Below are 12,024 nucleotides of genomic sequence, written 5' to 3' on the forward strand. Positions count from 1 at the left end.
GCGGTCGGCGACCCCATCCAGTCGATCTACGGGTGGCGCGGCGCATCGGCGACCAACCTGCCGCGCTTCACCACCGATTTCCCGCGGTCGGACGGGACGCCGGCGCCCACCCTGGAGCTGCGGACGAGCTGGCGCAACCCGCCCCGTGCGCTGCACCTGGCCAACGCCGTTTCGGAGCAGGCGCGGCGTCGTTCCGTCGCGGTGCGCTCACTCCTGCCCCGACCCGATGCCCAGCCGGGAACGATCCGGTGCGCGCTGCTGAACGATGTTGCAGCCGAACGGGACTGGGTTGCCGACCACATCGCCGGCCTCTACGACCGCGCCCGCGACGAGGGAGTGCCGGCGCCGACGGCGGCCGTGCTGGTGCGGCGCAACGCCGACGCCGCACCGATGGCCGACGCGCTCACCGCTCGCGGTGTGCCGGTCGAGGTCGTCGGACTGGCGGGCCTCTTGGGCGTGCCGGAGGTCGCCGACGTGGTCGCGATGCTGCGGATGATCGCCGACCCGACTGCGGGCAGCGCGGCCATGCGGGTGCTCACCGGGCCGCGCTTGCGGCTGGGCGGCCGCGATATCACCGCACTGTGGCGGCGCGCGGTGCAACTCGACGACACCGGGCAGGCCGAACCCGCCGGGGTCGCCGACCGCATCGCAGCGCAGGCCGCCCCCGACGCCGACACCGCATGCCTCGCAGAGGCCGTCACCGATCCCGGTGCGCCCGAACAGTATTCGCCGGCGGGTCACGCGCGGATCGTCGCGCTCGGTCGCGAGCTCACCGCGTTGCGGGCGCACCTATCGCATCCGCTGCCCGAACTCGTGGCCGAGGTGCGCCGCGTTCTCGGCATCGACACCGAAGTGCGTGCGCGTCGCCCGGTCTCGGCGGGGTGGTCGGGCACCGAACATCTCGACGCGTTCGCCGACGTGGTCGCCGATTTCGCGAACCGCCCGAGCGCCGACGTGACGGGTCTGCTGGCGTACCTGGACGCCGCCGAGGAGGTGGAGAACGGGTTGGCTCCCGCCGAAACCTCCGTCGTCGCCGACCGGGTGCAGATCCTGACCATCCACGCGGCCAAGGGACTCGAATGGCAGGTCGTCGCCGTTCCGCACCTGAGCGGCCGGGTGTTTCCCTCCACCGGCACCGCCCGCACCTGGCTCACTGACGCGGGGGACCTGCCGCCGCTGCTGCGCGGCGACCGGGCGACGCTGTCCGAGCACGGGGTCCCGGTGCTCGACACCACCGACGTCAACGACCGCAAGCGGCTGTCCGACGTGATCGCCGAGCACAAGAAGAACCTCGAACAACGCCGCATCGACGAGGAACGCCGCCTGCTCTACGTGGCGCTCACCCGCTCCGAGGACACGCTGCTGCTGTCGGGCCACCACTGGGGAGCCTCGGAGAGCAAGGCCCGCGGCCCGTCGGAATTCCTGGGCGAGCTCAAGGACATCATCGACCAGTCCGCCGACGAGGGACGACCCTGCGGCGTCGTCGAACACTGGCCGCCCGCCCCCGCCGAGGGTGAGCCGAACCCCCTGCGCGACACGGCGATCGAAGCCGTCTGGCCCGCCGACCCGGCGGGTTCGCATCGCAACGACGTGACCCGCGGGGCTCGGATTGTCGCCGAGGCGATGGCGGGCACGCGCAGCGAGGAACTCGTCGACTCCGAAGAAGGGTGGGCCGACGACGTCGACGCGCTCATCGAGGAGCGCAACCGGGTGGTCGAACCGTCGACCGCTGCACTACCGCTGCAGCTCTCGGTGAGCACGATGGTCGAACTCAACAAGGATCCCGATGCGGTGTCGCAGCGGCTTCGCCGCAGGCTGCCGACGCGGCCCGACCCGCATGCATTGCTGGGCACCGCATTTCATGACTGGGTGCAGCGTTTCTACCACGCCGACCGGCTGTTCGACCTCGACGATCTACCGGGCGCGGTCGACCACGAGACCGCCGTGGCGGAGGAACTCGCCGAGCTGCAGGCGGCGTTCGCGGTCTCGCCGTGGGCGGCCCGCACCCCGATCGACGTCGAGGTGCCGTTCGACATGGTCATCGGCGATCGGGTGGTGCGCGGACGCATCGACGCTGTGTTCGCCGACGTCGACGGAGGCGCCACCGTGGTCGACTGGAAGACCGGTGAACCGCCGAGCACGCCGGAAGCCATGCAGCACAACGCGATTCAGCTCGCCGTGTACCGGCAGGCGTGGGCCGCGCTGCACGGCGTCCCGGTCGAGTCGGTGCGGGCGGCGTTCCACTATGTGCGCAGCGGCGTCACCGTCACCCCCGAGAACCTGCCCGACCTCGACGAGCTGGCCGGGCTGTTGGAGACGGCGGAGGCGGCCTAAGAGGTGCGATAGACCTTCACGGCCTCGACGATCATCGGAATCTGCAGCGGGAGGCGGGCGATCGCGATCAACCGCATCGGCAGCGGTTTGTTCTTCCACAGCCGCACCATGTTGATGTTGGCCGGATACACCGCTAGGAACAGCGCGACGGCGGCCAACGCGCCGAACCGTCGCGTCTTCGGCGACAGCAGTAGACCGGCCACACCGATTTCGGCGACGCCCGAGGCGTAGGTGTAGAAGCGCGGGCTGCCGGGCAGCTCGGCCGGGATGATGCCGTCGAACGGCTTCGGGGCGACGAAGTGCAGTGTCCCGATCCCGAGCAGGCCGGCCGCCATCCGATAGGCGCGCGAGGGGTTGGCGACTTGCTGCAGTCCGGGCGGGGGAGAGGTCATGATTACATTGTGGCGTGCACAACCCTGCGAGACCGGTAACGGGTCTTCGTGGCGAAAGGTAGGCTGCGGCGCCGGCTCGCCGCGATCGAGCAGGACCTGACCTCGCAGCCCGACTCGCGGCTCGTCGACATCCTGCGGATCCCCGAAGCGTGGGTCAGCCCCACCCAGCGGATCATTCGTCGCGTCATCTACGCGACGCTGGCACTGATGGCCGCCGTGTTCATCGTCTACCTGGACCGCGACGGCTACCGCGACGTGCAGGACAATCAGCTGTCGTTCCTCGACTGCCTGTACTACGCGACGGTGTCGCTGTCGACGACCGGCTACGGCGACATCACCCCGTTCACCCCCGAAGCCCGGTTGATCAACGTCCTGGTGATCACCCCGCTGCGCGTCGCGTTCCTGATCGTGCTGATCGGTACGACGGTGGAGACGCTGACCAGCCAGTCGCGGGCGGCATTGAAGATCCAGCGATGGAGGAGCAGAGTGCGCAACCACACCGTCGTCATCGGCTACGGCACCAAGGGCAGGACGGCGGTCGCCGCGATGGTCGGCGACGAGGTCGCACCCGCCGACATCGTCGTCGTCGACGAGAACGCGGGCGTGCTCGAACGCGCCCGCAGCGCCGGGCTGGTCACCGTCCACGGCGACGCGACCAAGGCCGACATCCTGCGTCTGGCCAGCGCCCAGCACGCCAAGTCGATCATCGTCGCCACCGACGACGACGCCAGCGCCGTGCTGGTCACCCTGACCGCGCGCGAACTCGCGCCGAACGCCAAGATCATCGCCGCCGCCCGCGAATCGGACAATCAGCACCTGCTGCGGCAGTCGGGCGCCGACTCGACCGTCGTGTCGTCGGAGACCGCGGGCCGGCTGCTCGGCATAGCCACCCAGACGCCCAGCGTTGTGCAGATCATGGAAGACCTGTTGACGCCCGACGCCGGCTTCGCGATCGCCGAGCGCGAGGTGACCCCCAAAGAGGTGGGCGGATCCCCGCGCCACCTCCACGACATCGTGCTCGGCGTGGTCCGCGGCGGCGAACTGCTGCGGGTCGACTCGCCGGAAGTGGACACCGTCGAATCCGGTGACCGGCTGCTCTACATCCGCAACGCGGACACCGAGTGATGGCACCGTTTCGACTGCGCAACGTCCCGCTGCTGTCGCGTGTCGGTGCCGACCGGGCCGACGCCCTGCGCACCGACGTCGACGCCGCACTGGCCGGATGGCCCGACGCGCTGCTTCTGCGCGTCGACCGCCGCAACCAGGTGTTGATCTCCGACGGTCGCGTCGTGCTCGGCAGCACCGCCAAGTTGGGCGACCGCCCGCCGGAGAACGCCGTCTTCCTCGGTCGGCTGAACGACGGCAGGCATGTGTGGGCGGTGCGCGGCGCGCTCGAGGGTCCCGAGGATCCCCACACCGAAACCGAAGTGCTCGATCTGCGCCGGGCCGGCCAGGTCTTCGACGACGTCAGCGCGCAGCTCGTCGCGACCGCGACCGCGCTGCTCAACTGGCACGACAACGCGCGGTTCAGCGCCGTGGACGGCGCACCCACCAAATCGGTCAAGGGTGGCTGGGCGCGGATCAACCCGCTCAACGGGCACGAGGAGTTTCCCCGCATCGACCCGGCGGTGATCTGTCTCGTGCACGACGGACACGACCGCGCGGTGCTGGCCCGTCAAACGGTCTGGCCGGAACGGCTGTTCTCGATCCTCGCCGGTTTCGTCGAGGCCGGCGAGTCGTTCGAAAGCTGCGTGGTGCGCGAGATCGCCGAGGAGATCGGGCTGACGGTCACCGACGTCACCTACCTGGGCAGCCAGCCGTGGCCCTTCCCGCGGTCGCTGATGGTCGGCTTCCACGCCATCGGCGATCCCGAACAGGAGTTCTCGTTCAACGACGGCGAGATCGCCGAGGCGGCCTGGTTCACCCGCGCCGAGATTCGCGAGGCCCTCGACCACGGCGACTGGAGCAGCGACTCACCGTCGCGGCTGCTGCTTCCCGGCTCGATCTCGATCGCCCGGGAGATCATCGAATCCTGGGCGGCGCTGGACTAGCTGGCCAGTTTGGCCTTGACCTCGCGCGCGGTCGGGTTCGTCAGCGTCGAACCGTCGGGAAGCTTCAGCGTCGGAACGGTCTGGTTGCCGCCGTTGGCGTTGGCGACGAACTCCGCTGCGGCCGGATCCTTCTCGATGTCGACCTCGGTGAACGCAATGCCCTCGGCCTGCAACGCCTTCTTCAGACGCACGCAGTAACCGCACCAGGTGGTGGTGTACATGATCACGGGAGTCTGTGCTGCGCTCATAACGCGTTCAACGTAGCCGATGGACCGAACATGCCCGACGCCGTGTCGGTCATTTGTCACCGGCCCCTGCCAAGATGGACCGCATGTCGGTAGAGGTCGCTTCGGTGGGCAGCACCCCGAACGCCGTCGACGACCTCGACGACGAGCAGCGCGAAGCGGTGCTCGCCCCGCGCGGGCCCGTGTGCGTGCTGGCCGGTGCGGGCACCGGCAAGACCCGCACCATCACCCGGCGCATCGCCCACCTGGTCGCGGCGGGCCACGTCGCCCCCGGCCAGGTCCTCGCGGTCACCTTCACCCAGCGTGCGGCCGGGGAGATGCGGGCCCGGCTTCGTGCGCTTGACGCGGCGTTCGGCGGTGTCGGCACCGGTTCGGTGCAGGCGATGACGTTTCACGCCGCGGCCCGCCGCCAGCTGGCGTACTTCTGGCCCCGCGTCGTCGGCAACACCACGTGGGAACTGCTCGACACCAAGTTCGCCGTGGTGGCGCAGGCCGCCAACCGCGCCCGGCTGTCGACCAGCACCGACGACGTGCGCGACCTCGCGGGCGAGATCGAGTGGGCGAAGGCGTCGCTGATCAGCCCCGAGGACTATCCGGCCGCGGTCGCACAGGTGCACCGCGACATCCCGTTCGACGCCGCGAAGGTGGCCGCCGTCTACGCCGGCTACGAGGCGCTCAAGGCCCGCCGCGACGGCACCACGCTGCTCGACTTCGACGACCTGCTGCTGCACACCGCCGCGGCCATCGAGAACGACGCCGCGGTGGGGCAGGAGTTCCGCGACCGCTACCGCTGTTTCGTCGTCGACGAGTACCAGGACGTGACCCCGCTGCAGCAGCGGGTGCTCGACGCCTGGCTCGGTGAGCGCGACGACCTCACCGTCGTCGGCGACGCCAACCAGACCATCTACTCGTTCACCGGCGCCACGCCCCGCTACCTGCTCGACTTCTCCCGGCGCTTCCCCGACGCGGCGGTGGTTCGGCTGGAACGCGACTACCGGTCCACCCCGCAGGTGGTGTCGCTGGCCAACCGTGTCATCGCCGGCGCTCGTGGCCGGATGGCGGGCAGCAAGCTGCACCTCGTCGGGCAGCGCGATCCCGGGCCCGCACCGCGCTTCGCCGAATACCCCGACGAGGTCGCCGAGGCCAAGGCGGTGGCCAAGAACATCAAGCGGCTGCTCGAATCCGGCACCGAACCGGCCGAGATCGCGGTGCTCTACCGCATCAACGCCCAGTCGGAGGTCTACGAGGAGGCGCTCACCGAAGCCGGCGTGCCGTTCCAGGTGCGCGGCGGTGAGGGTTTCTTCAGCCGCCAGGAGATCCGCCAGGCGTTGGTGGCGTTGCAGCGCGCCGCCGAACGTGACCTTGACGGGCTGGGGGCACCTCCCGCTGGCGGGGGATTACCCGAGGTGGTGCGCGCGGTGCTGGAACCGCTGGGGCTCACCGCCGAACCGCCGCCGGGCACCAAGGCCAGGGACCGGTGGGAGGCGCTGGCGTCGCTGGCCGAACTCGTCGACGAAGAGGTCGCGGTGCGCCCCACGCTGGATCTGCGCGCGCTGATCGTCGAACTGCGACAGCGCGCCGACGCCCGCCACCCTCCGGTGGTGCAGGGTGTCACGCTCGCGTCGCTGCATGCGGCGAAGGGTTTGGAGTGGGACGCGGTGTTCCTGGTCGGGCTTGCCGACGGCACGCTGCCCATCTCGCATGCCCTCGCGCACGGTCCCGACAGCGAGGCGGTCGAAGAAGAGCGGCGTCTGCTCTACGTCGGAATCACCAGGGCGCGTGTGTATTTGGCGCTCAGCTGGGCGCTGGCACGCGCCCCCGGAGGGCGTCAGAGCCGCAAGCCGTCGCGGTTCCTCAACGGCATCGCACCGCAGTCGTCGAGCACTGGCGACACTCCGAACAAGCCGCGTCGTCCCCGCGGCGCGACGCCGCGCTGCCGGGTGTGCAACAGCGTCTTGACCGCGCCGGCCGCAATCATGTTGCGCCGCTGCGAAAGCTGCCCGTCGGACATCGACGAGCAACTGCTCGGCGAGCTCAAGGACTGGCGGCTGCGCACCTCCAAGGAGATGAGCGTGCCGGCGTACGTGGTGTTCACCGACAACACGTTGATCGCGATCGCGGAGACGCTGCCCACCGACGACGCCGCGCTGGTCGCGATCCCGGGCATCGGCGCGCGCAAGCTCGAGCAGTACGGCGCCGATGTGCTGGCCTTGGTCAAAGGTCGGGGTCGGCCGGCCGACGGCGCCAAGCACGGCCAATCGTCGTAAAAATCGCGCCAAAGCCGCTGGTCAAAAAATCAATTGTCAGTTGCGGCTGTTACGCTTAGCCTCAAGATCACACCGCTCGGGTGTCTTTTTGTGCGAAAGGAGGGTCGACATCATGGGTAGCAATCACGTCTTCACCGGCGTAGCCGTTGCTGGCATGACGCGGACCCTCCATGTCGCCGCCGCCGCGGCGCATCCTGCGTCCGCCGCGCATGCCGCCGGTGCCGCCGCTGCCATTACGCCGCAGCGTAAGCGCCGCGCCGCCGCCGCGACTGTGTCGTCCGTCGATCGGAGCTCTATCAGGTAGAGCGACGATTTCGCCGAAAAGGCCACGGACCCGCAGTCGGATCCGTGGCCTTGGTCTTTTCGGAGCGAATTCCCAAGCCGCCAAGACCTGGTCCCGGATCCCAGAAGAGATACGAAACCCACGACCAGGAAGCAGAGGACTGGACATGTCACTCGGGACATGCCGACAGAAGACGAAGCTGGCGGTGCCGTGTCACAGGAACGATCCCGATCTGTGGTTCGCGGAGAACCCTGTCGAACTCGAACGCGCCAAGGCGTTGTGCGCCGAGTGCCCGATCCGGCGTGAGTGCCTGGCCGCCGCGCTGGAGAGGCAAGAGCCGTGGGGTGTTTGGGGCGGTGAGATCCTCGAACGGGGCACCATCATCGCCCGCAAGCGTCCGCGCGGCCGCCCACGCAAGAACACCGTCGCCGCGCACGCCGCGTGAACGGCTGGGAATGGACGTCGCCGAGCGTACGGATGTGTATGCAAACCTCGAGTGGACCCGCTGACGAGCGTGCGCTCGGCGCGGACAATCCTGGCTAAGCGGCCTCGTCCGCGAAGCCCGGAATCAGTTCCGTGGCAAGCTCTCTGGCTGGCACATGCGCGTCGAGCTGGCATGCGATGGCCACATTCGAGGCGATCACCCGCATCGGGATCGCGAGCTTGGCGGGGATGTCCATCTGCCGCGCGGCCTTGATCTGACCCGCGGCGCGCTCGGGGCGCATGTTCGCGGTGGTGATGCGTTGCAACCACTTTCGGTTGTAGTGGAACACCTCGACCTCGAGCGGTTCCACGTATTGGCGCATCATGTCGTCCATTTCGCGCTTGGACACCTGCTCACCCTTCTGGATGAAGCCGACCTTCTGCATCGTGGTGAGCAGATTGTCGTAATCGTCGTTGAGCGCGTAGCGCGTTGCCAGACCGATCTCGATGGGAATTCCGCCGGGCATCGGGGCGACGGCGCCGAAGTCGATGACGCCCATCTTGTCGTCGGGCAGCAGCATGAAATTGCCGGGATGCGTGTCGCCGTGCATCATCTCGAGCCGGCGAGGCGCGTCGTAGGTCAGCTCGAAAAGCCTGGTGCCCATCAGGTCTCGTTGTTCCTGAGTGCCCTCGCGGATGATCACCGACATCGGCACCCCCTCGATCCACTCTTGGATCACGACCTTGGGAGCGCTGGCCACGATGCGCGGCACCACGAAATGCGGATGGCCCTCGTAGGCCTTGGCGAAGGCGCGCTGATTGTCGGCCTCGAGCCGGTAGTCGAGCTCCATCTCCGTGCGCTCGATGAGCTCGGCGACCACGCTGTCGACATCGGCGCCGGGGGAGAGCTGCTTGAGCACACCGACCATGCGCTGCATCGTCTTCAGGTCGGCGCGCAGCGCTTCGTCGGCGCCCGGGTACTGGATCTTGACCGCGACCTCGCGACCGTCCGACCACACCGCCTTGTGCACCTGGCCGATGCTGGCCGACGCGACGGGCTTGTCGTCGAACGACGCGAACCGCTGGCGCCACTTCGTGCCCAGCTGCGCGTCCAGCACGCGGTGCACCTTGGCCGCAGGCAACGGCGGGGCCTCGCGCTGCAACTTCGTCAACGCCTCGCGGTACGGCTTGCCGTACTGCTCGGGGATCGCGGCCTCCATCACCGACAGCGCCTGGCCGACCTTCATCGCCCCGCCCTTGAGCTCGCCGAGCACGGTGAACAGCTGCTGGGCGGCCTTGTCCATCAGCTCGGCGTTGACTTCGTCTTTCGACTTACCGGTCAGCCGCTTGCCGAAGCCCAACGCGGCCCGGCCGGCCATCCCGACGGGCAGGCTCGCCAGTTTGGCGTTGCGCGCGGCCCGGCCCCGCTTGATCTCACTCACCAGACCATCATCCACGACGCGGCTGTACACACCGCAACGACTTGCCAACAGGCGATGTCAGCATGCGCAGCGCGGGTGCCGCGACCACCGTCGCGCCACCACCGAGCCCACGTTGACGTCGAACTCCAGCGTGGTGTCCAGCGTCGGCGGCGGTTCGGTCGACCGGGCCAGGTCGGCGCCGCCGCGTACCGCGCGCACCACCCGGTCGACCTGGTTGAGCGCCAGCGCGGCGGTGGCCAGCACCGTCGCGCGGTCGGCGGTGCCGACGGTGTGCCGTAACTGGGCCGCGACAGCGGGCCACGCCGCGTCGCGGTCGGCGCGATGGAGGTCGCCACACGAAAGACACGACGTCACGCCCGGCAGCACCAACGGCCCCACCAGGCCCACGCCGTCACGCACCCGCACCGGCAGGTGGGCGATCCCGGCGGTGTGCAGTTCGCGCACCATCCGCGGGTCGGCCACCAGGTAATCGGCGAGCACCACGAGGTCGGTCGGCTCCGACGGCGCCCCGGTGTCGGTGCGGGTGCTGTGGCTCAGCCGTGCACCCGAGCACCGCAGGGAACCAGCGAGCAGATCCGACAACGGCCCGCGGCCATGGATGCGCACCGCGGCGGTGCGGCCCTGCCGAGGCGTGCCTGCGGTGACCACGCCCGCGTCGACCAGAGACACCACCAGCCCCTCGACGTCCGCCGCGGGGGCCAGCGCCTTCAGGTCGGTCAATGCGGCGCCCGACTGCAAGCGGCGCAGCAGATCCGCCAGCGTCGCCGACGGCAGTCCCGACGGTGGCCGGATCACGACGGCGCGCCGCGGATCCCAACCCACCTGCACGACCCCGTCGGGCCGCGACAGCACGGGCGTCGCGGCGCTCAACGCATAACGCGTCACCGATCGAGCGTGCCACGCCGGGCGGCGGTCACCGGCGGTTATCCACAGGCGTCGACCGGGGCCTACTTGTCGTCGTCGTCCGGGTTCTGGATGTCCTTCTCGAGGTCGGCGAGGGCCTCCTCGATGGCGCTGTCCATACCGCTGGTGTCGCCGCCGATGATGCGGTCGATGAATCCCGCGGGCTCGTCGAGATCCTCGGCGCTGGGTAGCAGGTCGGGGTGCTGCCAGACCGCGTCGCGACGGTCGGAGCCGACGGCTTCGGTCAGCCGCTCCCACAAGGCCGCCGCCTCGCGCATCTTGCGGGGACGCAGCTCCAGGCCGACCAGGGTCGCGAATGTCTGCTCGGCGGGCCCTCCGGTGGCGCGGCGCCTGCGCAGCATCTCCGCGAGCGCCGACGTGCCGGGAATGCGATCGCCGAGCGCCTCGGACACCACGGTCTGCACCCAACCCTCGATCAGCGCCAGCAGCGTCTCGAGCCGCTCCAGCGCCGCGGTCTGTTCCGGGGTGGCCTTCGGCTCGAAGATGCCTTGATTGAGCAGCTGCTCCATCTGGGCCGGGTCGGTCAGCGCGGCCGGGTTGAGGCCGGAGGCCAGCTCCTCGATGCCGCTCATGTCGATTTTCATGCCGCGGGCGAACGCCTCGACGGCGTTGAGCAGCTGGCTGGCCAGCCACGGCACGTGGCTGAACAGGCGGTGATGCGCGGCCTCACGGGCGGCCAGGAAGGTGAGGATCTCGCTGCGCGGCTGCTCGAGGCCCTCCGACAGCGACTCGACCGCTTCGGGCATCAGCGCGGCCACGCCCTTGGGGCCCAACGGAAGCCCGATGTCAGTGGAGGTCAACACTTCTCGCGACAGCTTGCCCAGCGCCTGACCGAGCTGCGAACCGAATGCCATCCCGCCCATCTGCGTCATCATCGACAGCAGCGGACCGGCCATGGTCCGGGCCTCGTCCGGGAGCGCCGACACCCAGACCGTCGAGATCTGTTCGGCGACCGGGTCGCACAACCGCTTCCATGTCTCGAGCGTGTTGTCGATCCAGTCCGTCGGCGTCCACGCGACGGCCTTGTTGGTGCCCGCGGGAAGCGCGGTCACGCCGTCGAGCCACGTCTCGGCGAGGCGCACCGCGTCGGCGATCGCCGAGGACGTCCCCTCCGGAACCGGGGCGACGAAACCGATCTGGCTCGACGCCAACTGGCGGGCCAGGTCGTAGTTGACGGGTCCGGACTGTTTACCCCCGGCCATCGCGCTGCCGGCGCCGCTGAACATCTCGCCGAGCTTGGAGAAGATCTGCCCCAGCTGCGACATATCGAACTCGGATCCCCCCTGAAAGCCCATGCCGAACGGGTCGCCGGTCCCCTCGGGCCCGGAGTCGGGATCTTTCTTGCGCTTGTCGCGCTCGGGGTCGTCCCCGGCGGAGAAGCCGAAAGGCAGGTCAGCCATGCCCTCAACGGTACCCACCAGGACGCGCCCCGGTCGGTGGGCGCCTTCGCTGACAGCGAATCACGGCGCAACCTTTAGATTGGGCGGCGTGAACAGGCGGACTTTGACGTTGCTCGTCGCGCTCGTGCCGATCCTGGTGTTCGGGGTGCTGGTGTCGGTCGTGACGGTGCCGTACGTCTCCCTGGGGCCGGGGCCGACGTTCGACACGCTCGGCGAGGTCGACGGCAAGCCCGTCGTTCAGATCGAGGGAACCGATGTCTACC

Annotated in this window: 10 protein-coding genes and 1 pseudogene; 6 read left to right on the top strand and 5 right to left on the bottom strand. The window is 69.4% G+C overall.

Going from position 1 to position 12,024, the window contains the following annotated elements:
* Positions 1 to 2,334: ATP-dependent helicase (locus A5698_RS10310; protein WP_068296051.1), on the top strand; the 2,334-nt coding region annotated here is incomplete at its 5' end.
* Here A5698_RS10310 and A5698_RS10315 read toward each other — a convergent pair.
* Complete coding sequence (locus A5698_RS10315; RefSeq protein WP_068296053.1) at positions 2,331 to 2,726, bottom strand: DoxX family protein; 396 nt, start codon at positions 2,724 to 2,726, stop codon at positions 2,331 to 2,333. The two genes, A5698_RS10310 and A5698_RS10315, sit on opposite strands and share 4 nt — an antisense overlap.
* A gap of 48 nt (positions 2,727 to 2,774) precedes the next feature.
* On the opposite strand from A5698_RS10315, the gene A5698_RS10320 reads away from it, so the two are divergent.
* Both A5698_RS10320 and nudC read left to right on the top strand, forming a co-directional pair.
* Positions 2,775 to 3,851, top strand: coding sequence for a potassium channel family protein (locus tag A5698_RS10320; RefSeq protein ID WP_068296055.1), 1,077 nt, complete (start codon positions 2,775 to 2,777; stop codon positions 3,849 to 3,851).
* A complete protein-coding gene (gene nudC, locus A5698_RS10325; RefSeq protein ID WP_068296057.1) occupies positions 3,851 to 4,777 on the top strand; it encodes an NAD(+) diphosphatase in 927 nt (308 codons plus the stop codon). Before A5698_RS10320 ends, nudC begins: the two co-directional genes overlap by 1 nt.
* Here nudC and A5698_RS10330 read toward each other — a convergent pair.
* A complete protein-coding gene (locus A5698_RS10330; protein WP_068296060.1) occupies positions 4,774 to 5,025 on the bottom strand; it encodes a mycoredoxin in 252 nt (83 codons plus the stop codon). The genes nudC and A5698_RS10330 overlap by 4 nt on opposite strands.
* A gap of 83 nt (positions 5,026 to 5,108) precedes the next feature.
* Here A5698_RS10330 and A5698_RS10335 point away from each other — a divergent pair, with 83 nt between their 5' ends.
* Positions 5,109 to 7,289 carry an ATP-dependent DNA helicase UvrD2 gene (locus A5698_RS10335; RefSeq protein ID WP_068296067.1) on the top strand — a complete coding sequence of 727 codons (2,181 nt, stop codon included), beginning with the start codon at positions 5,109 to 5,111 and terminating at the stop codon, positions 7,287 to 7,289.
* Between the two features lie 449 nt (positions 7,290 to 7,738).
* The gene (locus tag A5698_RS10340) at positions 7,739 to 8,017 is read left to right on the top strand and encodes a WhiB family transcriptional regulator (protein ID WP_067295359.1); all 279 of its coding nucleotides are present in this window, start codon (positions 7,739 to 7,741) and stop codon (positions 8,015 to 8,017) included.
* Positions 8,018 to 8,111: 94 nt separating this feature from the next.
* Here A5698_RS10340 and A5698_RS10345 read toward each other — a convergent pair whose 3' ends face one another.
* The 3 genes from A5698_RS10345 to A5698_RS10355 form a co-directional block, all read right to left on the bottom strand.
* Entirely contained in the window at positions 8,112 to 9,452 is a 1,341-nt protein-coding gene (locus A5698_RS10345; protein ID WP_068296070.1) for a macrolide-binding ATPase MABP-1, read from the bottom strand.
* Positions 9,453 to 9,494: 42 nt separating this feature from the next.
* Positions 9,495 to 10,322, bottom strand: a complete 828-nt coding sequence (locus tag A5698_RS28945; RefSeq protein WP_068296062.1) for a cyclodehydratase — start codon at positions 10,320 to 10,322, stop codon at positions 9,495 to 9,497.
* Positions 10,323 to 10,384: 62 nt separating this feature from the next.
* A complete protein-coding gene (locus A5698_RS10355; protein ID WP_502688904.1) occupies positions 10,385 to 11,779 on the bottom strand; it encodes a zinc-dependent metalloprotease in 1,395 nt (464 codons plus the stop codon).
* Positions 11,780 to 11,849: 70 nt separating this feature from the next.
* Between A5698_RS10355 and A5698_RS28565 the strand changes: the two are divergent.
* Positions 11,850 to 12,024, top strand: a pseudogene (locus A5698_RS28565) (PDZ domain-containing protein); the annotation flags it as partial.

The sequence above is a fragment of the Mycobacterium sp. E136 genome, assembly GCF_001666865.1.
Lineage (GTDB): Bacteria > Actinomycetota > Actinomycetes > Mycobacteriales > Mycobacteriaceae > Mycobacterium.

Coding starts and splice junctions, on each gene's coding strand:
- A5698_RS10335 (WP_068296067.1), top strand. CDS start 5,109: ATGTCGGTAGAGGTCGCTTCGGTGGGCAGCACCCCGAACGCCGTCGAC.
- A5698_RS10330 (WP_068296060.1), bottom strand. CDS start 5,025: ATGAGCGCAGCACAGACTCCCGTGATCATGTACACCACCACCTGGTGC.
- A5698_RS10340 (WP_067295359.1), top strand. CDS start 7,739: ATGTCACTCGGGACATGCCGACAGAAGACGAAGCTGGCGGTGCCGTGT.
- nudC (WP_068296057.1), top strand. CDS start 3,851: ATGGCACCGTTTCGACTGCGCAACGTCCCGCTGCTGTCGCGTGTCGGT.
- A5698_RS10315 (WP_068296053.1), bottom strand. CDS start 2,726: ATGACCTCTCCCCCGCCCGGACTGCAGCAAGTCGCCAACCCCTCGCGC.